We start from the raw sequence: 24,680 nt of genomic DNA, 5'->3' as shown, positions 1-24,680 counted from the left end.
ATTCAAGCAAATTCATCCATTAAATTTTCCATATGATGAGGCAACCCGTCTGCTATTTTGAGTTTATCAGGTTTTTTCCTGCGCAGACGCAGGATGTACCAATTGACAGAGATGCCTACTGCAAGGAATACGAGCGGAGAAATCCAGAGTGGATAAACTGGCGGCCAGATAGAGTAGTATAGAACGATAAAAAGTATCAGAGTTGACAATATAGGCAATACAAAGTGGCGAATAAGATGTAAAGTTTTCAGTTTGTGATACAGTCGCATGACAGAAATATTGAGTAAGGTATGGGCAGCAACCAAGCCGAAGAGTACAGCGGTTGTCAACATATTAAACGCATTGGAGGGACCCAGTAATAATCCTGAGACGATAGCGATAGTAAAGGCAAGTAATGAGAGTAATATTACTGCAATTCGTGGAGCAGAGCGTCCGTTGACTTGGGCGAAGGAAGCATGCATTAACTCATCTCTGCCGATTGCATAGAGGATGCGCGCTGAACTTGTAATCAGTGCAATACCGTCTGCTAATGCGCTGTTAAGTGCTAAAATAACGAGTGCAATTGCTCCCACTGGTCCTAAATAATGTTCAAAAACCACTACGCCAGGCGCTCCATTGGTTGCAAAAGTAGCCATGTTTTGAATACCCCATCCCACTGTCAGAGCGTAGGCCGATAATGTTAAGGCAGCGCCTACTAAAGATAGAGAAATCAGAGCAGCACGACCGACGATACGTCCTCGGTTATTGCGTCGATTCTTGGCTTCCTCTCCGAGTGGTGTATGACTACCTACACCAATAAAACTAGTTATGCCAAAAATCATTCCTAAAGCGACACCTTGTATACCTCTATTTGGAATTTCGAATGGAACAAATGGAGCAGAAGGATGAACATGCACAATAATTAAAATTGAAGAAATAATTAGAAATACAATTTCTATAAGACTGGAGAGAGCAATAAAGCGAATGGTTGGTCGTATTCCTGCCAATCCAAGAGCAAGAGGAACTCCAATAAAAAAGATAACGGTTGCTATCCAAAACCAGGGGGGTAATGTAATGTGAAGTTGCGTTAGGATTCCTGGTAAAAATACGCCACCTATGTAAACAGGTATTCCAGCTACGCTGACGATTTGATAAAAGATGACCATAAATGCGGTGAACACGGCTGACTTTGGACCAATTCCAGCGGCTACGTAACTGTAGTAACCACCAGCCGATGTGCGGTGTTTTGAAAGGTGGTAGATAGTATTGACTTCAATGAACATAACCAAAAATGCCAATAGATAAGAAAGAGGAAGTGCGGCTAATGCAAACGCCGCGCCTGCAGTCATAAAAGCTACCACGTCACAGGTTGGCGCCATACCGCTGATACTTTGACTTACTAATCCCCAAAAGCCGACCGATTCTGTTTGCAAGTGGTTATGTTGACTCACGTGTCTTTTAACCTCCTCAAACTGATTGTGAAAACATACATGTGAAAACTCTTTTGTTATAAATAAGAATGGTTCTGATTTATTCTCAAATTAACACAGATATGCTGTTTTGTAAATCGTAATCGGTCTTATTTTCTGGATTGCTATCGCAGGGTTTATTTAAAGACAGATGGAATGGGATTGAACATCTAAAAATTGATCAGAAAATGCTTAACGATGAATGGGTCATGGACGTTCAAAATGAGGGCTGTTCGAAAGTGGCATATGAATAAGGAGGCTCTATCACCAACTTGCTTGACGATACTTTATTGTCAGTTGATGATAGAGCAGAAAGGAATTAATGACCACGCGGAATGCTGGCTAAATGTTTACGGCCAATCGCAAGAATCACAACACTAAGGATAACGCCCAGTGCACCTGAATAAAAAGGTATATGAGGGTTGTACCATGATGCTAATTTTCCAGCTAGCCAAGGAGCAATAGCGCCTCCTAAAAAACGTACAAAACTGTAAGCTGATGAAGCTATAGGACGCTCAAATGGGGAAACTACCATAACTGCTGTAGTTATCAGCGTATTGTTGATTCCCAAAAGAGCTCCCGCCAGAATAACGGCTATAGAGACAATCATTGTAGTATTCGTAAATACGGCCATGATAATCAAATCAAGAGCAAACAGTGTGAGTACAGTCATCATGACCGAACTGGTACCAAACTTTTTTTGTAAATGAGGAGCAATCCAAACAGATGTAATCGCTAGACAAATGCCCCAGCCAAAAAAGACGTATCCTAGCTGATGAATACTGAGCCGCAAGACAAAGGGTGTGTATGCAAGCAATGTAAAAAATCCGAAATTATAAAAGAATGCAGTCAAGCCCATAGTAAGAAGCCCACGGTGACGTAAGGCAAAAAAAGGTTCAATAAGGCTATGTCGAGCAGCTGGACGTTGATTTCCCTTCAGTAAAATTAAGGTCAACAAGAAACCGATACACATCAATACTGCTACCCCATAAAAAGGACCACGCCAGGAGATAGCGCCTAATTCTCCACCGAGCAAGGGACCTACAGAAATTCCTAGTCCGAGTGCGGCTTCGTATAAAATAATGGCTCCCGCGGGACCGCCGTTTGCAACGCTAACAATGACTGCCAGAGCAGTGGAAATAAAAAGTGCATTGCCCAGTCCCCAACCTGCTCTGAACCAGACGATTTGTCCAACATTGGCTGCGTGTCCAGCCAGCGCACTAAAAAGAATAATCAGTAATAAACCAGCTATCAGCGTTCCTTTGTAGCCAATTCTGCTGCTGATCCCGCTGGTAATGACCATGGCTAAAGCCATTACTAAGTTATAGGAAGTAAAAAGAAGTTCAACTTCAGCAGGGGATGCATGCAGTTTAGAAGCAATGTCTGGAAGTATCGGATCGACGAGACCAAGACCCATAAATGCAATGATACATGCAAATGCTACTGACCAAACAGCAAGTGGTTGATGCCAAAGTGGCTGCCGTGTGTCAGATAAATCTTCAAGGTGAGAAGACAACTGAATCGACTCCTTTTTGCTAAAATAGAGGATAAAGTGGTGATTAATCCCAATATATTTCGTAAAACGAAATATATTGGGGGGAGAAACTGCGTTCTTCAAAAAATATCGATCTCGAAGAACCAAAATACATCATATACTATTCCGCTCTGATTTCAAGTGATTGATTTTGGATGAGGAATTTTGTGAAGTGTAGGTAAAAGTAATGATATTAAGGTAAACAAAATCATAAAGGGGATGTGGTATTCCCCTTGATTTCAATGGCTATAGATATTGCGCAGGTCAATTAAGCGCTCCAGATTCGTTGTTTATCGACAATAGCAATTTCTTGGTCTTGAAGAGGAACAATTTCCCAATCTATATCGTTAGGAACTTCTATGATTTTCATAGTACTCATAGGGTGTGTAATTTGATCCCCATAAGTCTCTATAAGTTCAATTAATACGGGATGAGTCATGAGTTTTTTCCATATATCCAAATCTTTTGTATCAAAAAATGTTCGAATAAATCGATATTCTCCCATCGGAATCATCCCAAACTCTAATTCTTCATGAGGACTGTAAAAAATTCTTTGCACAATATAAAAGGGATTTATACGATCTTCTTCGCTAAGCAGACGAATATATGAAAGAGTTTCTTTAATGACCCAGCCTTTTTCCATCAATTTTTGAAAACCTAACTCATTGAAATGAAATATTTTTTTCCAAATAATGATTTTCAAAATAAACTGCCTCCTAAAATTGAACTACTCGATGGGTTTCCTGTTCACCGTTTCAAAGTCTTCATTATTTATGCCTTCATTTTAGAAAGATCGATTGTTCCAAAAGTATCGAATTTTGTTCCATTTGCAACATGTTGTAGGTATTCTCTCTTGAAATTTCGAATGTATAGGATATGATATAGAAAACGTTTAACTAAAACGTTTTCTAAAAATTGATGGAGGTAAGCGCATTCAAAACATGTCGAACCCATGGCTATTGCGTCCTTCAATTCCAAGCTAAAAGGAGGTCTGACTATGAGCAGTAAGAGAAGCAATGTAAGATGGGGAATAGCGGTTCTCATAGGAATAGGAATTGTTATCAATTATTTTGATCGAACCAATATCTCCGTGGCCACTAAACCCTTGATGTCCAGTTATCATTTAACCAAGGGAGAAATGGGTATTCTTTTATCTTCATTTGCATGGTCTTATGCTTTGGTGCAAATTCCTGTTGGTGCTTTGCTAGACCAAGTGGGTGTGAAATGGCTTATGCGTATTGGCACGCTGCTTTGGTCTTTGGCAACTTTTTTGACCGCTGTTGTCAGTGGAATGGGACTCATTATTTTTTCGAGGATTTTACTAGGTATTGCTGAAGGACCTGCTTTTCCCGGTGCATCCAAAGCGACTGGATATTGGTTTCCAATAATCGAGCGCGGCAGAGCAACTTCAATGTTCGATGCAGCAGCTAAGCTATCTAATGTCATTGGCGTACCGATTGTTGCTTTTGCCGTGACGGCATGGGGCTGGCGAGGCGGTTTTATACTGACAGGCATTCTCAGTCTGCTATATTTTCTAGCTTATTGGATTTGGTATCGCGATCCCGAGGAATCTAAATCGATCAATGAGGCAGAGTTACGCTATATTCGTGAAGGGGGAGCTCAAGAAGAAGGAGAAGCACCAGGTGGCAGTATGCGCAATTTGGGCTATCTTTTGGGGCGGCGTAAAGTATGGGGCCTGACCATTGGTTTTGCTGCTTATGGCTACGCATTTTACCTTTTTCTTACCTGGCTGCCAGGGTACTTAGAAACACAGATGCATATGTCCGTCTTAAAAAGTAGTGGATTTGCCATTATTCCTTGGGTGGTAGCCACATTGACGGATTTATGGATTGGAGGTTGGCTTGTAGATAAACTGGTTGCTTCTGGTCGTGATGGATCTCGTGTCCGCAAAACTTTGTTAGTTATAGGGATGATATTTGGGCTAGCTGTAGCAGGCGCTGCGTTCACATCTCATGCAAGTGTGGCTATTGTCTGGATTTCTATTGCACTTGGAGGCCTTGCCTTTTCAGCGCCCATCGGCTGGAGTATCCCTGCTCTGATTGCGCCTAAAGGCACAGTTGGAACAGTCGGAAGTATTATGAACTTTGTCAATAATATTATGGGTATTTTGGCACCCATCATCACGGGATTTATTGCTGGAGGAACAGGTTCTTTTGCGCTAGGATTTTTAGTAGCTGCTGTAGTGCTTCTCATTGGTATTTTGTCCTATGTCTTTTTGCTTGGGCGGATTGAACCGATGGAATGTTCTCAAATATCTCGTCTCTAAGTGTGGTTTGGGATGAAGCTGGAATTGCCGCCGGCCTGCTTGTATAGGTCGGCGGTCTTTATTGAATGGGAGTGAATACCATGACGCATTGTGTGATCGGTGTCGATCTCGGTACAACATCGGTGAAAGCCAATTTGTTTCATGAAAATGGCCAGATGTTGCAGTTGTTTAGTCATACCGTAAAAACGCATCACGAAGAGGATGGTTCGGCTAAACAATGTCCTCAGGAAGTGGCCAGAGCGACAGGGAAGGTATTGGTTGAGGCGGCCCAATTCGCTAAAAAATCTGGTTTTTCCGTCCGTTTAGTAGGTATCAGTGCTGCTATGCACAGCCTGCTTGTAGTCAATCAAGCGGGTGAGCCTTTAACGTATGCTTCCATTTGGATGGATGCTCGACCAAACGAAGAGGCAATGCAGCTTCGTAGACAACCTATTGGTAAAACACTATACGAAGCAACAGGCACACCGTTGCATGCAATGTCTCCTTTAGCCAAATTGTTATGGATGCGCCGCCAATCCAGCCCATTCTTAAATCAACATAATCGTTATGTATCTTTGAAGGAGTTTGTCTGGTATCAATGGTTTGGCGAGTGGGTGGTAGATGAATCTATGGCGGGAGCGTCTGGTATGTACAATTTGCATATCCGCGATTGGGACCCATTAGCTCTTTCACTCGCCGGTATTCAGCGCGATCAGTTATCAAGCATTGTTCCAACGAAGAAGCTTTATCAAGGAGTGATAAACTCTGAATTAAAGTTGGCCGGTTTGTCCGATACACTATTTAATATTGGCGCTTCGGATGGAGTTTTGGCTAATTTAGGCGTGGGTGCTTTAGACGAAGAGTCTATGGTTATTACAATGGGAACAAGTTGTGCAGTTCGGTTGACCGCTCACAAACCAATCTTTGATTTTCAGCACCAACCGTTTACTTACGTGTTGAACGATGAACGTTATGTGGTTGGTGGACCGAGTAACAGTGGAGGTGTGATTGTAGATTGGATTCTGCAACAGTTTTTAGGAAGTTCAGTATCGGAAGATAACGATATGTGGAAAATTTTATTACAGGAAGCGTCTCAAGTGGATTCTGGCAATCTGACATTTTTACCTTATGTGGCAGGTGAGCGAGCACCCTTATGGAATGCTGATTGGAGCGGTGCTTGGCTTGGCTTGCGTCTGGAACATCAACGTTCTCATTTGTTGCGCGCTGCTCTGGAAGGAATAGTATTTAATGCTTTTTGGATTGCGGGAGGATTGCGGAAAGCTGGAGCACAACCGAAACGACTCATTTTATCAGGGAAGTTGTTGCAGAACGCGTTCATGTCGCAATTGTGCGCAGATATATTTCAACTTCCCGTAATCAGTTGTCATGTTGGGGATGCCTCAGCCAGAGGAGCAGCCAAGCTGGCTATGTTAGCTGCAGGTGACATTCAATATCATCAAATAAGTGAGGGGTTGCCTTTCGAATTCACTTTTCCAAATAAAAAAAAGCAAGTTGAATACGCAGAGAAATATGAGCGATTTCGTTCGTATTGTCAACTTTTAGAATCTAATCTTTCAGCATCGTCGAGTCGCGTATAATCAGTTCGGAAGGAAGTATCTGTAATACAGGCATATTTTCTGTCGATCCCGTTTCCACTTTCTCTAATATAAGTTTGGCTGCTAAGCGTCCCATTTCTTCCGTAGGTTGACGTATACTTGTCAATGGAGGGGTGGTAACGCTTGCCCAATCGGGATCGTCAAAAGTAGCCAGTCCCATGGGATTTGGAGTTTGGATTCCTAATTTCTGCAACCACGGGTAGAGTCGCAGCATAAGAAGTCCATTGGCAGTATAAATAGCAAAAGATTGACCGTTCATATTTTTACGAATGCGTTCCGCGGTATGAAAGTAACTTTCTTCATTAGATTTATCCAGACGTTCTATCCATTCTTGACGCTTCGCTTTCAGGCAGGCATTTCGATATCCACGTAGTCTTTCTTCACGAGTACTCACTCCGTTTTCCATCTCTGTAACATAAATTACATTTTCGTAGCCTGTGGTAAACAAATAATGGGTTACATCATAAGAAACCTGCTCATTGTTGGTAACTACGTTGGCAGCATTTGCAATATCTATGCGTCGATCGATCATGACCAACGCCAATTCTTTAGAAATATTTTGCAACAAATCTGCATTTGCTCCATTTGTTTGAATAACGATACCATCGACATTTTGACTGCGCAAAGATAATAAGAAATCTCGTTCTCTTTGCTTATCTCCGTTGCTATCAAAAACCAGCAATCCATATCCGGCTGGTGCCATGACCTCTGAAAGTGAACGGATGACAGAGGCACAAAACGGGTAACTGATGTTGACCACAACAACGGCTATTTGTTTTGTCCGATTGGCTTTAAGTCCTTGCGCCATGATGTTGGGACGATACTCGAGACGCTGTATGATATTGGCAATTTTCATTCTGGTTTTCTCGCTCATATATTCATAATGTCCATTTAAATAGCGAGATACTGTAGTAATCGATACCTGCGCCTCACGTGCAACATCTTCAATGGTAACCCGTTTGAAATTTACCATATGCTATCCCTCCATCCAGCTTATCCATCATATCATGTAGGGGTGACAAACGCTTGTTGGGCAAAATGTCTATGGTCAATCTGTACTCAACAACGCTTCGGTTTGATAGGGCTGTAGACTGGATATATAGCAAGATTGATTCTAGAATAAATATGGCAAACTGAAAAAGCTTTGTTTTAACAGGAGTGATTCTTCTCTTATGCATGCTGAATTTCGCGGTTTAGGACTTGGCGGGGGTGGTCATGGCGCTGATCGATGGAAAATGCGCGAGTTGGCCAAACAAGAACATTTTGATTGGAAAATATTAAGCAGAGCCTTGCGAGCATTTCTACCCTATTGGCCACTTTCTATTGTTGTGATTTTCGTGATTCTTGCCACTTCCATAGGTGGGGTGTTGCCCGCATCTTTGACTCAACGCATTATCGATCTCGGTATACTTAAAGGCAATTTGAAAGTTGTCATGGAGTACACTGTAGCTCTTGTATTAACCGCTGTAGTTACCGGATTGCTGGGCGTGGTTCAGACTTGGCTGAGCAATCTCATTGCGCAAAATGTAATGGCTGACTATCGAATGGATTTATTTCGGCATCTTCAACTGCAAAGTGTCCATTTTTTTGCTTCTCGTCAAGCGGGAGAATTAGTTTCCCGTGTAACCAACGATGTAACAGCCATTCAAAACGTCGTAACCAATACACTGGTTGGTTTTGTAAGTAGTGCTTTAACCATTGCCTCAACACTCGTCTTTATGTTCAGTATGAATTGGCAGTTGGCTATTCTTTCGCTGATTGTCGTTCCAGCTTTTGTTATTCCCACCCAACGCGTAGGTATGACTCGTCAGAAATTACAGGGAGAAATTCAACAGTGGCTTGCCAAATTAACTGTCCAATTAAGTGAAACACTCGGTGTTAGTGGTGCTCTTTTAATTCGTATTTTAAATCGACAAGAGGCTGAAGAAAAACAATTCGCTGAAACTAATCATGTCTTGCGTGATTTGCAGGTTCGTCAATCTCTTGTTGGTCGATGGCTTTTTATGTGGATCAATATGTTTTCTGCTATTGGGCCTGCCGCCCTATGGGGATATGGTGGGTGGCTGGTTATTCACCATCGTTTGCAACTTGGCGCAATTGTTGCATTTACTACCTTGTTGGGGCGTCTTTATGGTCCGTTTAGTCAATTAGCGCAAATTCATGTCAATCTGCTTTCGTCCATTGCTTTATTTCGCCGCATTTTTTCTTTGCTCGATCAAGCTCCAGAAGTTGTTGATGGTCCATTGACCATTCCTGCTGATGCTATTGAAGGTAATCTGACTCTGCAAGCCGTATCCTATCGTTACCCGCTTCGAGAAAAACAGTTATCTGCAATATCTGTGAAAGAGGACGTCAATGATTCACATGAAGAAGATTCGCTTACCCAATCGCATCAGTTTGCCTTGCAAGATATTGCATTCCATGTGAAATCTGGTGAAACAGTAGCCCTTGTTGGCCCAAGCGGGGCAGGTAAAACAACTCTTCTGCAGCTCATACCGCGTTTTATGGATCCGACTGAAGGTACTGTCTATCTTGATGAATGGAATATTCGTGAATTGAAGTTGCAGTCCTTGCGTGCGCAAATTGGTTTGGTGCCCCAAGATCCATTTTTCTTTCATGACACGGTTTTTCATAATTTAAAAATGGCAAAAGAAGAAGCTACTTTGGAAGAAATGCGACGAGCATGCCGAGCTGCGCAAATTTTAGATACGATTGAACAACTACCTGATGGATTTCACACAGTAGTAGGAGAACGCGGCTATCGGTTATCAGGTGGCGAAAGACAGCGTCTGGCCATTGCACGAGTGCTTTTGCAAGAACCTAAAATTGTCTTATTAGACGAAGCAACGAGTGCTCTTGACAGTATCACCGAACGGAAAATTCAAGAGGCGCTCTCCGTATTGCTGGCTGGACGTACAGCCATCGTGATCGCCCATAGATTGTCGACTATTTTAAATGCCGATCATATCATTGTTATGAATCAGGGAAAGGTAGTCGCTATGGGAACGCATCAAGAATTACTGCAAGAAAATAGCTTATATCAAAATCTGTATCGTACTCAATTTCAAGAGCAATGGCAAGCCACTTAGAAGAACTGAGTCTGCAATGAATAAAAAGGAAATGGCTCTTCCTAAAGTTACTTCTCCTTCAAAGAATGCCGGGATTCAATGACACGACATAAGCCATTTTTTACATTACTAGCAAGTATCTCTTTAGCTTCTTGAAAACGTCCCTGATGCAACATTTCTATAATCGAAGCATGTTCAAGATAGGACTTTTCCATTTGCTCCTTTGTTTGTGTTGAAAATTGCAAGAGATATTTGAGAGGGTATCCAAGCTGTTGATAAAGTCTAAAGAGGATTTGACTGCCGGAAAATTGAAATAGACTCTCATGAAACATGGAATTATATTGAGAATAGGCTTGATTGTCTCCATCCACTACAGAAGTCTGCATTTGATGTAAAATATCTTGAAATGAACTGTAAATCTCATGGTTCCAGCGTGTCATTAGTCTATCGATGGTAGAAAGTTCTAAAATAGATCTTACTTCGTATAAATCACGAATATCATCATCTGAATATTCTCGTACAACTGTACCACGCCTAGGTAACCGTTCTACTAACCCATCCAATTGTAATAAATAGAGAGCTTCGCGTATCGGAGCTCGACTCGTTTTAAACATAGAAGCTAACTCTTCTTCTTTAAGACGATGTCCTCTTGGCAATTCGCCATTGAAGATACGTTCTGCCAACCAGTCAGCAATTTGCATAGGAAGTGGATTTGTAAGTGATACTTCGGATTTATTGTCAGTGAAATAGGTTCGTTCCAATTCATTCACAACCTTGTTTTTAAATAGAAATATCACTTTATACTTTATAAAGAGGTATTGTACAGAATAGGTTCAATTCCTGCAAAGAACTACAGAAACCTAGAGGTGTGCAATGAAACTGTATGGATTATATGGTAGAAGTGGGACTGGCAAAAGCCATCATGCTCAATGGATTGCCCAAAAAATGAATATAGAATGTATATTGGATGATGGGGTTATGATTTATAAAGGTGTGCTCAAAGCCGGGTACTCTGCAAAACTAGAGAAAACTATGATAGACGCTGTACGTCGAGCAATTTTTATGGATACTTTGCATTGTCAAGAAGTCCGCAGTGCGTTGCTAAAATATAACCCCTCAAAATGTCTTATTCTAGGAACTTCACAAAGAATGATTGAAAGAATATGTTTTCGTTTGGGTTTAAATATAAATGAAATTAAATGGATTTCTATCGATGAAATTGTAAATATTGAAGAAAAATTATTAGCTTTAGAAATGCGGCAAAAGGGATTGCATGCGGTTCCGATTTTTCAGTCGAAGCTTCAAGCGGAAAGTCGTATCGCCTCTTATGCGATAAAAATGCTTAATCGTATAAAAGTTAGTCACCATTTAAAAAAAACGGATGAAGAATTTACGGTTGTTCGTCCTATTTTTGCGGAAGGGGGAGTTTACATTCATCCTCAAGCGGTTAGTCAATCCATTCATCATCTTATCGAATTTCATCAATATCCTTTTCATATGACTCGAATGGTTGTATTGAATCATGACTTGAGTCATTTTCATATTAAATTACATGCCAAATGGCAAAATGATTTACGTAAAGAATCCATGAGGCTTCAACAACATATATTCAACTTTCTACAAGAAAAACTTGGGTTTCCTTATCCCAATATCGTTATAGAAATTGTTTCAATCAGTCCTCCAACACATATGACATAAAAAAAATCATAATCAATATTCTTTAAATAGTTTGACATCAATCGTTGCGCAATGATATATTGTCGACAATCGACAATTAGGGATGGGGGGAAACTGTGAAGGTTGTAGTGGAGAGATTTAATGAACAGGGGACCTTGAGATTTCAACTTGCCGGACCCATTGGTGTGATTACAATTGACAGATCTAGTCAACGTAATGCATTAACTCAAGATATGTGGAAAACTATGAAAAACTGGGTAGTGAGTCTGCCATCTAAAACGAGATTACTTGTAATTCGTGGTGCTGGAAGTGATTTTACTGCAGGAAGCGATATTAAGGAATTTTCTGTTTTAACGGTAGATCAGGCAAATATTGCTTTTGAAACAATGGAAGAGACTATCTCCGCTATTGAGAATGTATCGATTCCTACGATTGCTTCAATTAACGGACCTGCTTTTGGAGCTGGTTTCATATTAGCGTTAGCATGCGATGTTAGGATAGGTACAGAAAATGCAATGTTTGGAATGCCTGTTGGAAAACTTGGAATTACTTTGCAGCCTCCTTTTCTACGCAGAATGATACAAACACTGGGGCCTAGTCGAACTAAAGATTTGATTTATACCGCGCGCAGTTATAAAGCAAACCAGGCAATGGAACTAAGAATTCTGAATTATCTTGTACCAAGCGAAAAATTAGATAGTGAAACGATTTCATTAGCCAGGAGAATGCTATTACAGTCAAGAGCATCTTTGCTTGCGGTAAAGAAAAATGTGAATCTTGTCCTATCGGGTATGCAGATGGAAACAGGTTATTGGGTTGATAACAATGATTTTAAAGAGGGAGTACGCGCGTTTACTGAAAAACGACCAGCACATTTCTAGATGTAAATCAAAAAACTTGTTAGATAGACACAATGGGAGGGTAGCGTATGTATGCGTTTTCAAATATCCGTATTGTGGATCTGACAAGAATATTAAGTGGCCCTTTTTGTACAATGTATTTTGCTGATCTCGGTGCGGAAGTAATTAAAATCGAGCCACCAAATGGAGACGATACACGAACTTGGGGACCTCCGTTTATTCAAGGTGAAAGCGCATACTTTATGAGCGTAAACAGAAATAAAAAAAGTGTGGTTCTTGATTTAAAGTCTGAAGTTGGTAAACAAAGGCTTATTGAATTAGTAAAAAATGCAGATATCATAGTTGAAAATTTTCGACCAGGTACTTTAGAGAAACTTGGATTTGGATTTGAAAACTTAAAGAAATGGAACCCAACCATCATACTTGCATCTATATCTGGTTTTGGACAAACGGGTCGTTATAGAGATGAACCAGGTTATGATGTGATTGCTCAAGGTATGGGCGGTTTAATGGCTGTGACAGGATATCCAGATGGTGAGCCAGTTAAGCCTGGATTTTCTTTGGCAGATATTAGTGCAGGCATGTGGGCGATTATTGGTATTTTAACAGCTTTAGAAAAAAGACGTTATATTTCTGAAGCGCAGTGGATAGATGTCTCACTGCTAGAATCCATGATGGCTTTTCAAACCTATGCTGCAGGTAATTTTTTTGCGAGTGGTTATGACCCTAAACCGATGGGAAATGCGCATCCAAATATATGCCCTTATCAGGCGTTTTCAGCAAGCGACGGTTATTTTAATTTAGCGGTTGGAAATGATAAATTGTGGGAAAAATTTTGTCTCGCAATAGGTGCGTTAGGTAACGATGAACGATTTAAGACTAATCCAGACCGTGTTACAAGAAGAGATATTCTTATTCCGTTGTTGCAGGAAATATTTAAAACTAAAACGGTTTCTGAGTGGATTCAAATACTTCGTCAACATGGGATACCATGTGGGCCTATTTACAAATTATCAGATTTATATGCTGATAATTACGTTATAGAGAGAAACATGCTCTTTACTGTAAACCACCCTGTGGCAGGAGAAATTAAACAAGTGGCCACACCCGTTAAATTTTTGAATGAGACAGAAAATAAAATTAAAGATAATCCGCCACCGCTTCTTGGCGAACATACTGAAACCATCTTGCAAGCTATCCAAATCATGTAGGGTCATTTTTTCTTCCTAGTAAAACAAGTTTACAACAGAGAGGAGATGAAAGAGAAAGTAACGCAAAATAAATCTGAATATTCGAATCTATATAAATTTATTTTTATCTGATATACGATGCGATTTGTTGAAGAATAAGGGAGGTAGGAAGGATGGGTTCGTCAGTTCAAGTTGCAAGTGCTCCTTTATCCATAAAAACTAAATTAAATCGTCAACAAATAAATGGATTTTGGGCAGCCTGGAGTGGGTGGTTGATGGATGGAATGGATTCAGTCATCTATGCACTCGTATTGACTCCAGCTATGAAACAATTGCTTCCTATGTCTGGTATTCAGTCTACTGCTAGTAATATTGCTCTGTACGGTTCTATCTTGTTTGCGCTATTTTTGGTTGGTTGGGGTCTATCGTTTTTATGGGGACCCATAGCAGATCGTTTTGGACGTTCCAAGTCATTGATGTTAACGATTCTTGTCTATGCTGTATTTACCTGTTTAAGCGGGTTTGCACATAATATTTGGGAATTGGCTATTTTTCGGACTTTGGCGGGTATTGGTATTGGTGGTGAATGGTCAATGGCTGGTACTTTTGTTGCAGAATCTTGGCCTGAGGATAGAAGAAAAATGGGGGCAGGATATTTACAAACAGGTTACTATGCTGGATTTTTTGTGGCTGCCGCTTTGAACTATACAATTGGAGCATCATTCGGCTGGAGAGCCATGTTTTTTGTAGGTATTGTTCCTGCTCTAGTATCTTTTTGGGTACTAGCAAGTGTAAAAGAACCGGAAAAATTTACAAAAGTAATTCAAAAGACGAAGAATCATCAGCCTTTATCTAAAATTTTTACACCTGAGTATCGTAAACGTACGCTTATTAATTCTCTACTACTAACTGTAGCTATCATTGGACTCTGGGCAGGGTCAGTTTATGAACCAACAGCTATTATCCAACTAGCAACAAAAACTGGAATGAAAGGACTCGCGCCTGTACACATGTCATCTTATGGAACAGCTATTTTATCAATTGGAACAATTCTAGGATGTATTTTGCTAGTTCCTCTGGCGGAGAAAATAGGTCGGAAAAAAGCTTTAGCAGTCTATTTTGCAGTGATGATTGTCAGCATCATTCTCTCTTTTGGGTGGGCATTCTATTTACCACATGGGCTTGCGCCATTTATGATCATCCTGTTCTTTCTTGGATTTGGTGGAGGGAATTTTGCAATGTTTAGTTTATGGCTACCTGAACAATATCCTACAGATAGGAGAGCTAGTGCTTTTGCATTTACTACTTCGATTGGTCGGTTTGTTGGTGCGATTGTAACGTTTATCATTGGTTCACTGGTTCACCAAATGGGAACACTTGGAATACCGGTAGCATTGACGTCAATTGCATTTTTAATTGGTATACTCATCATACCAGCAGCAAAAGAAACAAGAGGGGATTCTCTTCCAGAATAATGTGATGCAAATCAGAACAGGTCGATCTAGTCAAAAGATCGACCTGTTCATTGAAGTTTTTTACGCATGGGCATGTTTACCTGGAGTTGATTTGGAGTTTATCTTTAGTTCTGTATCTTTGCCAGCCATCGTCCAAAGATTGAGCAGAATGGTTATAGCTCCTAAAATGACGCTTGTCCATGTTTCTTTAGTATCCATGGATAGTACGAACGGTTGAATGATGAAACCAATACCCATAATCAGGGAAACCCATGTTTGCCAAACTTTCCAACCGGAACTATTCTGCATAAATGTTGCCCATCCAGATGCAATCAGTTGAATTGCGCCTAGAATAATGCTTGACCAAAGAGCAGATGTGTGATTGGTGTAGTGGAAGACCCACGGTGAAATGATAAACCAAATACCAATTAGGGCAAGTAATCCATTTCTCCACTTCATATAACCACACCTCCCAAAAGATTTGGTTTACATAAAGTAAATTAAAACTTATCCATGAACTCTTCAAGGTTGGTTTTAATCGAATTAGACGAAAAAGAGAATAAAATTTAATAAGATATTCCTATCTCTTTTTCTTTCTTAACCAATCTTTGAATTTCTCATCATTACGTATGTTTTTAAGCGAAAATTTTCTGGAAACCGCGATCGAGCAATTCGAAAATCTCGGTTTCTTTGGTTTAGAACGGTCCTGTGATATGATTTTTCAAATTCTAAAATGATAGGTAGTGGGTTATGAGAACTGGAGATCAAACTTTGATGAAAGAAATTAATAAATCAATTGTCACCGATATCATACGTAGTCAACATCCCGTTTCACGTGCGCGTATTTCTGAAATAACAGGTTTAAATAAAGCAACTGTATCCAGTTTGATTGATGAACTCATCCACGAAGGACTTGTCATTGAACTCGGTACAGGTCCTTCTGCTGTGGGACGGAGGCCACGTATGCTCGGTTTTAATGGTAGAGCTGGCTATGCTGTAGGCGTGGCTATTGATCTTCATGAAGTTCGTTTTTTATTGATAGATTTACTTGGCAAATTAGAAAAATCTCTGGTGATTGCATCTCCTGTGGGTATGGAAGTTGAGCAAACGGTGTATCAAGTAGTCGATGTGGTTCAACAAATAGTTCAATCAGCACCTTCATCCCCGTTAGGTGTGATTGGTGTGGGAATAGCTGTTCCAGGACTGGTAGATTTTAAGAAAGGTGTGGTATGGAACGCGCCTAATTTGCATTGGATAAATATTCCTTTACGTAAAATGCTTGAAGCACATTTAGATTTGCCTGTTTTTATTGATAATGAGTCTAATATGGGAGCCATTGCTGAACAATGGTTAGGTAAAGGACAAAATTATTCAAATTTTGTTTATTTAAGTGTAACCACAGGACTTGGTAGCGGTATTGTTGTGAATCGACAGTTGATGCGGGGAAGTGGAGGCATAGCAGGAGAAGTTGGTCATATGGTGGTAGTAGTGGATGGATTGCTATGTTCTTGCGGGAACAGGGGCTGTTTGGAAATGTATGCCTCAGAGAAATCTTTAATAGAAATCTTTCAGCAAAAATCAGGTAAAGAGGTATCGACGGTGGAAGAAATCTTTCAACGGGCAGAGAATGGAGACGTTTTGGCTAAAGCAGCGATTTCTTCGGTTGGTAGGTATTTGGCCACAGGAATAAATAACTTAATCCATACTTGTAATCCGGAAAGTGTTATCGTGGGAGGGAGAATTACCCGTTTTCAATCCTTGCTTTGGGAAGCGATGCAACCTGTTCTTTCTAAATCCATGGTCGATTCTTTTTTTCACACGAAATTAGAATGGTCTACACTCGGTCAAAATGCGATTTCACTTGGAGCAGCTTCTTTAGTCATCGATCATCGTTTTGCTAAACCAACGATACTTTAAACACTAAAAACCTTTTGAATAGGCAATTGAAAAAAAATATATCTTGCGCTACTATTAGTTTGTTTCTTAAACAAACTAAATTGAGAATGATTCTTTGTTGTCTAAACCCGTTTTCTGTTCTGAGTTGAAGTGATATGCAGCACACAATATCTAATGCTGGAGGTTTTGAGATGGAATTTTTTCCTGAAGTTAAAGAAATTTCTTTTGAAGATGCTATATCGACAAATCCGTTAGCCTTTAAGTATTATCATCCCGATGAAATCGTTTTCGGGAAAACAATGAAGGATCACTTGCGCTTTGCAGTTTCTTATTGGCACACTTTTACACTAGCGGGTAATGATCCATTCGGAATGGGCAACATGCAACGTTCCTGGAATTCATTTAGTGGGCTTGATTTGGCTAAAAAAAGAGTTGAAGCAGCATTTGAATTCTTTCAAAAAATGCATGTAGGGTATTTTTGTTTTCACGATCGCGACATTGCCCCCGAAGGAGCAACTTTACGTGAAAGCAATCGCAATTTAGATGTAATCGTTACCATGATAAAAGAATACATGCAATCTACAGGTATTAAATTACTCTGGAATACGCAGAATCTCTTCTCTCATCCCCGTTTTGCCCATGGTGCGGCGACTTCACCAGATGCACGAGTATTTGCTTATGCGGCAGGTCAAGTGAAAAAGAGCTTGGAAATCGCTAAGGAACTTGGTGCTGAAAATTATGTATTTTGGGGAGGAAGGGAAGGCTATGAAACACTTCTTAATACGGATTTGAAATTTGAAATGGACAACTACGCTCGATTGTTACAGATGGCTTGCGATTATGCAGATGACATTGGTTATCGAGGACAATTTTTAATTGAACCCAAACCGAAGGAACCCACTAAACACCAGTATGATTTTGATGCAGCCAGTACATTAGCCTTTCTTAAAACATACGGATTAGATTTGCGTTTTAAGCTTAATATTGAAGCCAACCATGCAACATTAGCGGGTCACACATTTGAACATGAGCTGCGTTACAGCCGAGTCCACGGCATGCTGGGGTCTGTAGATGCGAATCAGGGCGATCCGCTGCTTGGTTGGGATACAGATGAGTTTCCTACGAATCTTTACAGCACTACGTTAGCTATGTATGAAATTCTTAAAAACGGTGGTTTCCAAACAGGTGGATTAAACTTTGACGCAAAAGTCCGGAGAACTTCCATGACCCCTCTTGATCTTTTTTATGGGCATATTGCGGGTATGGATAGTTTTGCAAGAGGTCTGAAAGTAGCCGCTAGTTTAATCAAAGATAAAGTATTTGAAGAAGCAATAGCGAAACGATATCAAAGCTATCAATCCGGTATGGGTCAGGACATTATCCAGGGACGTGCCACACTGGCTTCTTTGGAAGAGAAAATATTGGACGAACCCGTCGACTCATTTGAGTCTGGTTATCAAGAGTTGCTTTTGTCGCGATTAAATCAATATTTATTGGAAGTGAAGTGAAGTTTATGACAAGCTTGAGCAAGTCATGTTTGTTAGGTATCGATGTTGGAACTTCCGGAGTGAAAGTGCTGCTGATGGACATAGACGGCCATATTTTGGCCGTCTCTACTGAGAGGTATGAAGTGTTGCACGAAAGGCCGCTATTCGCTGAACAAGATCCTGAAGTTTGGTGGGAAAAGACATGCTTAGCAATACGAAAAGTTATAGAAATTTCTGGATGTTCTTCTGACTCCATTCAAGGAATAGGTTTGACAGGTCAAATGCATAGCTTGGTTGTACTCGATAGTGATGGGAAAGTCATTCGACCGGCTATACTCTGGAGCGATCAGAGAACTCAACCAGAATGTGATTGGATGAATGAACATATTGGCAGTTCGCATATTCTTCGATTTACCGCTAATCCTGCTTTACCTAACTTTACCGCTACAAAATTGCAGTGGATACGTCAACACGAACCGTATCATTTCAAAAAAATAGCCAAGATTTTGCTCCCCAAAGATTATATTCGCTATTGTTTGACCGGAGAGTATGCCAGTGATGTATCAGATGCTTCTGGAACCCTTTTATTTGATGTGAGAAATCGCCATTGGTCTCAGGAGATGTGCGAACGTCTTGAGATTCCTATGGAATGGCTTCCGAGGGTGTTAGAATCGCCAGAATTGACAGGTACGGTCAATCCAACAGCAGCTGCCAAAACAGGACTGCAAATTGGTACAAAAGTGGTAGCTGGTGCAGGTGATCAAGCTTCGGGTGCAGTAGGTAACGGAATTGTACGTTCAGGTGTGGTCTCGAGCACGATTGGTACATCGGGTGTGGTATTTGCATTTGCGAAGAATATTGTTCAGGACGAACAAGGACGACTCCATTCATTTTGTCATGCGGTTCCAGGTGCATGGCACGTGATGGGAGTAACCCAGGCAGCAGGTGGTTCGCTTCAATGGTATGCCAAACAGTTTGCACCCCTTGAGCAGGCTTTGGCGGAAACTTTGGCAGAGGATGTTTATAATCTGTTAGCCAAAGAGGCTGCACAGGTTGCAGCGGGCAGTGAAGGCCTAGTATATCTGCCCTATTTACTGGGAGAACGCACACCACATTTAGATCCGTATGCTCGTGCCGTTTTTTTCGGAGTGACAGTTCGCCATAAACGAGCTCATTTTGTTCGCGGCATTATGGAGGGTGTGTCTTTTAGTTTACGAGACAGCCTCTCTTTAATTGAAGATTTACAATTGCCTATTGAAGAAATTCGTCTATCTGGCGGTGGAGCCAAAAGCGATCTCTGGTGTTCCATCCAAACGAATATATATGGACGAAGCGTGCACACTGTAGAATCTGATGAAGGTCCAGCGTTTGGCGCGGCTATATTAGCTGGAGTTGGAACGGGGTGTTTTGTGGATGTGGAGTCAGCATGCGATTTGCTGATTATGCGCAAACACACTTATCATCCTCAGTTAGACGAAATGAATTTATATAACCGTCAATATGCGGTTTATAAGGAAATATACGAATTGCTCAAACCTCTATATAGAAAATTCATAAGTTAAGTGGTGGACTAGTGAAAAAGAGAGGAGAGAAATATCGTGAGAAAGATGAATCATATACTGATTTATTTTTTTGGTGCCCTAGGCGGATTACTCTTTGGCTACGATACAGGTGTCATTTCTGGCGCTATATTGTTTATCAAAAAATCACTTCATTTAACTACCATAACGGAAGGATTAGTAGTCAGCGCAATTTTGATTGGAGCCATTATCGGATCGGCCATCAGTGGTCCTCTTGCCGATAAAGTGGGAAGAAAAATAGTTGTTCTTGCGGCAGCTCTCATTTTCTGCTTAGGAGCTGTTGGTTCAGCGTTTTCCGGGAATACAACAGATCTGGTAAGCTTTCGTATAGTGCTTGGTCTAGCTGTAGGTGCTGCTTCCACCATGGTGCCAATGTATTTAGCTGAAACAGCCCCTACTGAAATTCGAGGAGGATTGTCAAGTTTAAACCAATTTATGATCGTGGTTGGGATTTTACTGGCTTATATCGTCGATTATATTTTTGCTGCCAGTGAGGCTTGGCGTTGGATGCTTGGACTAGCTTTTGTACCGGGAGCTATTCTTTTTTTAGGTATGTTGTTTTTGCCAGAAAGCCCGCGTTTTTTACTTAAACAAGGTCAAGAAACAAAGGCGCGCGAAATTTTGCAACATCTGCGTAAAACCAGCCATGTGGAGCAGGAAATCCATGAGATTCAACAAGCCAACAAAATAGAAAACGGTGGTTGGCGTGAAATGAAACAACCTTGGGTAAGACCAGCTATTTGGACGGCTATCGGACTGGCTGTTTTTCAACAGGTCATAGGCACAAATACGGTTATTTATTATGCCCCAACTACGTTTACTAAGGTTGGACTTGGCTCTGCTGCAGCCATATTGGGTACAGTTGGCATTGGTTCTGTGCAAGTCGTTATGACGCTGATAGCAGTTCGCCTGATTGATCGCGTGGGTAGAAAGCCACTTTTAATCAGTGGGAGTATAGGTATGGCCTTGTCGCTTTTCATTCTTGGTTTAATGAATAAAGTTTTTGCTCATTCTGTTGCGACAGGATGGATTACCTTGATTTGTCTAGCCATCTATATTCTTTTTTTCTCCATCAGTTGGGGTCCAGTCATGTGGGTCTTACTATCGGAAATTTTTCCGCTTGGCATTCGCGGGACAGGTATGGGAATTGGAGCTGTAACGAATTGGGTGGCCAATCTTCTCGTTTCGTTGACTTTTCCCTGGCTGCTTTCTCGTTTAGGCATCAGTAATTTATTTTTGATATACGGTGCCATGGGAGTGCTTGCACTTATTTTTGTGATTCTGAAGGTCAAGGAAACCAAAGGCAAGAGTTTGGAAGAAATTGAAATGGAATTGCGAAAACGTGGTCAGGCAAATGCAATTTAACCTATCCTATTGAGGAGGTGGCGCATGACTGTTCAAAAAACGATTTATGCTGGTGAAGAGGCTATTCAGCTTACGGCAGATGGTTATGAAGCCATTTTGTTACCAAAAAGGGGAGGAAATTTGGTTGCTCTTCGTCAACCTGCCCAATCATTAAGATTTCTTAGAGAACCCGAAAATAGAATGGATGCATTTAAACATTCTCCTCTACGTTTTGGGATACCCGTTTTGTTTCCCCCGAATCGGTATGATCACGGTCGTTTCAAACTATTAGGAAAACAGTATCAGTTACCCATGAATGAGCCTGAATATCAAAATCATTTACATGGCATACTGTATCATTTGCCGTGGGATGTTCTAGATATGGGAGAAAATTATGTGATTTTGTGTCAGGAGATTAAAGTTGGGCATCCATTTTATGAGTTTTGGCCGCATGACTTTTCTTTGATTTTAAAATATAAACTGAATTCATTAGGCTTGCATCAAGAAGCACGGATGGAGAATCACGGAGATGAACCTATGCCCTGTATGTTAGGATTTCATACTTCGCTGCAAATACCGTTTCATACGCAAAGTGCTCCTCTAGATTATCGATTTCAGGCAGATATAGAACAGCGTTGGGAATTGAACGAGCGCATGTTGCCAACAGGCCGGCGTTTATCACTAAACTCGTGGGAAAAGCAAATGGATGAAAATGGAATATATCCGTTTGATTCTATCATGGACAATCTCTATTCTGCGAAAGAAAGGGAAGATTCTCAACGTGCGATTTTAACGGATCAACGACTAGGTGTTCGTTTCATCTATGAGACAGATCGTCAATATCGCTTCTGGATGATATGGAACAATAAGGCTTCCGGTGATATTTTCTGTGTAGAACCTCAAACTTGTATAGGAAATGCACCTAATGTCGCTCTTCCAACTGAGGAAACGGGGATAATTTTTATCGAGCCACACGGAGTTTGGACAGCAAGAAGTCGTTTATACGCAGAAACTTTTTTCATGTAACATTTTTTCAACAGGTATCTTTGCTGGTTAAAGATCTTATTAGGTTGTTGGTTTTATGAATTCAAACCGACAACCTAACAAGGTCATTTATTAAAAAATGATTACTTAGAAATTTTCTGTCGAAATAGGAATCCTAATTTCTATAGTCGTTCCTTGTCCAATTGAGCTTTGAATTTCTATCATGCCATTGTGTTCTTCAACGATTCTCTGCACGATTGTCATTCCTAACCCAGTCCCATTTTCTTTGGTCGTATAAAAGGGATTCATGATTTTTTTCATAGTATCTTCGCTCATTCCTATGCCATTGTCGACCACTCGCAAAATCGCCCAATGCAAATGACGAAACAATCGGATCTGAATATTTCCGGGATCTTCTTGAATAGATTCTATAGAATTTTTTACTAGATTCATAATAAGTTTTCTCATTTGATGAGAATCTCCGTTAATATACAGATTTTCTTCTATATGCTGTTCAATTAAGATACTTTTGGAATTCGCCAGAGCAGTCAAAAAGGTAATGGATTGATGGACTTGTTTAGATAAATGAAAAACTTTATGTGTGTTTTTTTGGGGTTTGGCCAATAGCAACATCTCTGTTGTAATGTCTTCAATACGTTCCAATTCAGACCAGATCAGATCATAGGTACGTGCTGAAACTTGTTGAAGATCTTGTCTGAATAGTTGTAAAAATCCCTTGATTGCCGTCAATGGATTGCGAATTTCATGAGCTACCCCCGCCGCAAGTTCTCCAATAACGGCCAACTTTTCTGTTTTTAACATATATTCTCTTTGGGCAATAGTCTCCGAAATATCTCTGGAAACGATCATAAAAGAGGTTGGTTCTTTTTGGTCAGACTCCCAAATGGGAGTAATCGCGGTGTCCGTATAAATCACTTTGAATTGATGGAGAAGTCGCATCTCTATGCGCTTTTGTAGAGGATGGTTCGGTCTGCTTTGACAATATTCCTCAAGTTGAGAAAAATCTTCTGGGTGAATGATGGATGTAAAGTTCAAAGAATCGTTCTTATTTAATAAAAATAACTGCTGAAAAGAAGGCGAAGCATAGAGAATGTGAAATGAACGATCAATGATGAATATGAAGTCGCTTGTATGATTGGCAATCAGTTCGTATTTTTTTTCAAGACTTTGTTCTTTTTTGCTAAAAAATTGATATTGGCGCGAGAGCAAAACCAGTGAGAGAATCAGTAATAAAATTACACTTAATTTGGGCAAATTTTTGTTGTCTATGATTAAAGAAAGAAAAAGAGCCATGATGATGGTAAGTGGCAGGCTATTGGTCAATGGTTTGATCGTGTTCTTACCTTTATATTGTTGTGTGCATAGGGTGACGAGTATAAACAAAAGTAAATTGACCATTTCAAAAATAAAAATGGAAAGGACTATACGAATATAGGATTCTATTCCTGATTTCCATTCTATAAAAACAAATGAAGACAGAACGGAGATAAAATACATTCCAAGTGTGGAAAAAAAACGAAACCAGCGAATTTTTTTTAGGTTCCATTGATTAAAACGCAAAAACGTAGCGAAAGTGCTTATGAAAATGGCGCTACATGTGACGTACAAACCATACTCATATAGCGCGAGCATATAAAACAATACGGAAGTCCCCCAGACGATTCCGCCTGGAAGAATCATTGGGAAAGCTCCAGCAATGGCTGAACAGGCAATAATCCCAATTAAATTGAGATCTAAGTGAGTTGGATGTTTGATGAATGACATGACTGTCAGTACGCAACCACAAACAAACAAGGTTAATAAATAAAATTTCTTGAGCAAAGATTCTATAGACATGTCTTTTCAATGAACCTTTCTCGCATTGCCGTAGATAAACAAAATCAGTCCGCCTCCCACTATCATATTGCATATTCCGGAATCTCTTGGACAGGGATTCCGTTAAGTCTTGGACGTTAATTCCGAAAACTCTCGGCCCTCTATTCCAATAACTCTTGGACACCAATTCCGAAAAGTCTTGGACAGATAATATCCTCGTTCAAGGCCTTCCCACTTCGCTCCTCCAAATCGTCTGTGTGGGCTACCAAGTCAAGCAGGGAACTTACCCCTTTTGTCGGATTTTGTTGTATCCGCGAAAGGAGGCACTGTCTTGGCTGAATGGAGGTTGCCCATGCCAAAGCTCAAGGAAATCTTACGTCTGTACCATGAAGGAGGAATGAGTCGTCGAGCTATCGCCGCCAGTCTAGATATCTCACGTA

General features: G+C 40.5%; 19 protein-coding genes. 12 read left to right on the top strand and 7 right to left on the bottom strand.

Annotated elements, in window-relative coordinates:
* Positions 1-2 precede the first annotated feature (2 nt).
* The 3 genes from BUA75_RS04420 to BUA75_RS04410 all read right to left on the bottom strand — a co-directional run bounded on the left by BUA75_RS04420 (position 3) and on the right by BUA75_RS04410 (position 3,685).
* Positions 3-1,430 (bottom strand): APC family permease, encoded by a 1,428-nt coding sequence (locus tag BUA75_RS04420; protein ID WP_072873387.1) that lies wholly within the window; start codon positions 1,428-1,430, stop codon positions 3-5.
* A gap of 337 nt (positions 1,431-1,767) precedes the next feature.
* Positions 1,768-2,970, bottom strand: a complete 1,203-nt coding sequence (locus tag BUA75_RS04415; RefSeq protein ID WP_370541570.1) for an MFS transporter — start codon at positions 2,968-2,970, stop codon at positions 1,768-1,770.
* Positions 2,971-3,250: 280 nt separating this feature from the next.
* Complete coding sequence (locus BUA75_RS04410; protein WP_072873385.1) at positions 3,251-3,685, bottom strand: hypothetical protein; 435 nt, start codon at positions 3,683-3,685, stop codon at positions 3,251-3,253.
* 294 nt (positions 3,686-3,979) lie between these two features.
* Between BUA75_RS04410 and BUA75_RS04405 the strand changes: the two genes are divergently transcribed.
* Together BUA75_RS04405 and BUA75_RS04400 are read left to right on the top strand one after the other, a co-directional pair.
* Positions 3,980-5,269, top strand: coding sequence for an MFS transporter (locus BUA75_RS04405; protein ID WP_072873384.1), 1,290 nt, complete (start codon positions 3,980-3,982; stop codon positions 5,267-5,269).
* An 80-nt stretch (positions 5,270-5,349) separates the two neighbouring features.
* Positions 5,350-6,846 carry a gluconokinase gene (locus tag BUA75_RS04400; RefSeq protein WP_072873383.1) on the top strand — a complete coding sequence of 499 codons (1,497 nt, stop codon included), beginning with the start codon at positions 5,350-5,352 and terminating at the stop codon, positions 6,844-6,846.
* On the opposite strand, the gene BUA75_RS04395 is transcribed toward BUA75_RS04400, so the two are convergent.
* Positions 6,815-7,837 (bottom strand): LacI family DNA-binding transcriptional regulator, encoded by a 1,023-nt coding sequence (locus tag BUA75_RS04395; RefSeq protein WP_072873382.1) that lies wholly within the window; start codon positions 7,835-7,837, stop codon positions 6,815-6,817. The genes BUA75_RS04400 and BUA75_RS04395 overlap by 32 nt on opposite strands.
* Before the next feature lie 199 nt (positions 7,838-8,036).
* On the opposite strand from BUA75_RS04395, the gene BUA75_RS04390 reads away from it, so the two are divergent.
* Positions 8,037-9,953 carry an ABC transporter ATP-binding protein gene (locus BUA75_RS04390; RefSeq protein ID WP_072873381.1) on the top strand — a complete coding sequence of 639 codons (1,917 nt, stop codon included), beginning with the start codon at positions 8,037-8,039 and terminating at the stop codon, positions 9,951-9,953.
* A 47-nt stretch (positions 9,954-10,000) separates the two neighbouring features.
* Here the strand turns inward: BUA75_RS04390 and BUA75_RS04385 are convergent, their stop codons facing one another.
* On the bottom strand, positions 10,001-10,702 hold the full coding sequence (locus tag BUA75_RS04385) for a GntR family transcriptional regulator (RefSeq protein ID WP_129583517.1): 702 nt from the start codon (positions 10,700-10,702) through the stop codon (positions 10,001-10,003).
* A gap of 103 nt (positions 10,703-10,805) precedes the next feature.
* Here BUA75_RS04385 and BUA75_RS04380 point away from each other — a divergent pair, with 103 nt between their 5' ends.
* From BUA75_RS04380 to BUA75_RS04365, 4 genes are all read left to right on the top strand, one after another.
* Positions 10,806-11,630 (top strand): hypothetical protein, encoded by an 825-nt coding sequence (locus BUA75_RS04380; RefSeq protein ID WP_072873380.1) that lies wholly within the window; start codon positions 10,806-10,808, stop codon positions 11,628-11,630.
* A gap of 95 nt (positions 11,631-11,725) precedes the next feature.
* Positions 11,726-12,490 (top strand): enoyl-CoA hydratase/isomerase family protein, encoded by a 765-nt coding sequence (locus BUA75_RS04375; protein WP_072873379.1) that lies wholly within the window; start codon positions 11,726-11,728, stop codon positions 12,488-12,490.
* A 47-nt stretch (positions 12,491-12,537) separates the two neighbouring features.
* Complete coding sequence (locus tag BUA75_RS04370; RefSeq protein WP_072873378.1) at positions 12,538-13,680, top strand: CaiB/BaiF CoA transferase family protein; 1,143 nt, start codon at positions 12,538-12,540, stop codon at positions 13,678-13,680.
* Between the two features lie 152 nt (positions 13,681-13,832).
* The gene (locus BUA75_RS04365) at positions 13,833-15,134 is read left to right on the top strand and encodes an MFS transporter (protein WP_072873377.1); all 1,302 of its coding nucleotides are present in this window, start codon (positions 13,833-13,835) and stop codon (positions 15,132-15,134) included.
* Positions 15,135-15,194: 60 nt separating this feature from the next.
* On the opposite strand, the gene BUA75_RS04360 is transcribed toward BUA75_RS04365, so the two are convergent.
* Entirely contained in the window at positions 15,195-15,572 is a 378-nt protein-coding gene (locus tag BUA75_RS04360) for an SPW repeat protein (RefSeq protein ID WP_072873376.1), read from the bottom strand.
* Between the two features lie 315 nt (positions 15,573-15,887).
* On the opposite strand from BUA75_RS04360, the gene BUA75_RS04355 reads away from it, so the two are divergent.
* The 5 genes from BUA75_RS04355 (at position 15,888) to BUA75_RS04335 (ending at position 22,446) form a co-directional block, all read left to right on the top strand.
* Positions 15,888-17,030 carry an ROK family transcriptional regulator gene (locus BUA75_RS04355; protein WP_207549706.1) on the top strand — a complete coding sequence of 381 codons (1,143 nt, stop codon included), beginning with the start codon at positions 15,888-15,890 and terminating at the stop codon, positions 17,028-17,030.
* Positions 17,031-17,200: 170 nt separating this feature from the next.
* On the top strand, positions 17,201-18,517 hold the full coding sequence (gene xylA / locus BUA75_RS04350; protein WP_083574075.1) for a xylose isomerase: 1,317 nt from the start codon (positions 17,201-17,203) through the stop codon (positions 18,515-18,517).
* A gap of 5 nt (positions 18,518-18,522) precedes the next feature.
* The gene (gene xylB / locus BUA75_RS04345) at positions 18,523-20,058 is read left to right on the top strand and encodes a xylulokinase (protein WP_072873373.1); all 1,536 of its coding nucleotides are present in this window, start codon (positions 18,523-18,525) and stop codon (positions 20,056-20,058) included.
* Between the two features lie 36 nt (positions 20,059-20,094).
* Positions 20,095-21,441, top strand: a complete 1,347-nt coding sequence (locus tag BUA75_RS04340; protein WP_072873372.1) for a sugar porter family MFS transporter — start codon at positions 20,095-20,097, stop codon at positions 21,439-21,441.
* 24 nt (positions 21,442-21,465) lie between these two features.
* The gene (locus BUA75_RS04335; RefSeq protein WP_072873371.1) at positions 21,466-22,446 is read left to right on the top strand and encodes an aldose 1-epimerase; all 981 of its coding nucleotides are present in this window, start codon (positions 21,466-21,468) and stop codon (positions 22,444-22,446) included.
* Positions 22,447-22,551: 105 nt separating this feature from the next.
* Here the strand turns inward: BUA75_RS04335 and BUA75_RS04330 are convergent, their stop codons facing one another.
* Positions 22,552-24,261 carry an ATP-binding protein gene (locus BUA75_RS04330; RefSeq protein ID WP_072873370.1) on the bottom strand — a complete coding sequence of 570 codons (1,710 nt, stop codon included), beginning with the start codon at positions 24,259-24,261 and terminating at the stop codon, positions 22,552-22,554.
* Positions 24,262-24,680: the final 419 nt, after the last annotated feature.

Origin of the sequence: Alicyclobacillus tolerans (assembly GCF_900142255.1) — a bacterium.
GTDB lineage: Bacteria > Bacillota > Bacilli > Alicyclobacillales > Alicyclobacillaceae > Alicyclobacillus_I > Alicyclobacillus_I tolerans.
The sequence above is the reverse complement of the archived record's forward strand: the minus strand, read 5'-3'. Positions and strand labels throughout refer to the sequence as shown.

Excerpts from the sequence above, each read along its gene's own strand:
- BUA75_RS04370 (WP_072873378.1), top strand. The coding sequence starts at position 12,538 with ATGTATGCGTTTTCAAATATCCGTATTGTGGATCTGACAAGAATATTA.
- BUA75_RS04365 (WP_072873377.1), top strand. The coding sequence starts at position 13,833 with ATGGGTTCGTCAGTTCAAGTTGCAAGTGCTCCTTTATCCATAAAAACT.
- xylB (WP_072873373.1), top strand. The coding sequence starts at position 18,523 with ATGACAAGCTTGAGCAAGTCATGTTTGTTAGGTATCGATGTTGGAACT.
- BUA75_RS04335 (WP_072873371.1), top strand. The coding sequence starts at position 21,466 with ATGACTGTTCAAAAAACGATTTATGCTGGTGAAGAGGCTATTCAGCTT.
- BUA75_RS04380 (WP_072873380.1), top strand. The coding sequence starts at position 10,806 with ATGAAACTGTATGGATTATATGGTAGAAGTGGGACTGGCAAAAGCCAT.
- BUA75_RS04390 (WP_072873381.1), top strand. The coding sequence starts at position 8,037 with ATGCATGCTGAATTTCGCGGTTTAGGACTTGGCGGGGGTGGTCATGGC.
- BUA75_RS04330 (WP_072873370.1), bottom strand. The coding sequence starts at position 24,261 with ATGTCTATAGAATCTTTGCTCAAGAAATTTTATTTATTAACCTTGTTT.
- BUA75_RS04355 (WP_207549706.1), top strand. The coding sequence starts at position 15,888 with ATGAAAGAAATTAATAAATCAATTGTCACCGATATCATACGTAGTCAA.
- BUA75_RS04405 (WP_072873384.1), top strand. The coding sequence starts at position 3,980 with ATGAGCAGTAAGAGAAGCAATGTAAGATGGGGAATAGCGGTTCTCATA.
- BUA75_RS04360 (WP_072873376.1), bottom strand. The coding sequence starts at position 15,572 with ATGAAGTGGAGAAATGGATTACTTGCCCTAATTGGTATTTGGTTTATC.
- BUA75_RS04400 (WP_072873383.1), top strand. The coding sequence starts at position 5,350 with ATGACGCATTGTGTGATCGGTGTCGATCTCGGTACAACATCGGTGAAA.
- BUA75_RS04395 (WP_072873382.1), bottom strand. The coding sequence starts at position 7,837 with ATGGTAAATTTCAAACGGGTTACCATTGAAGATGTTGCACGTGAGGCG.
- xylA (WP_083574075.1), top strand. The coding sequence starts at position 17,201 with ATGGAATTTTTTCCTGAAGTTAAAGAAATTTCTTTTGAAGATGCTATA.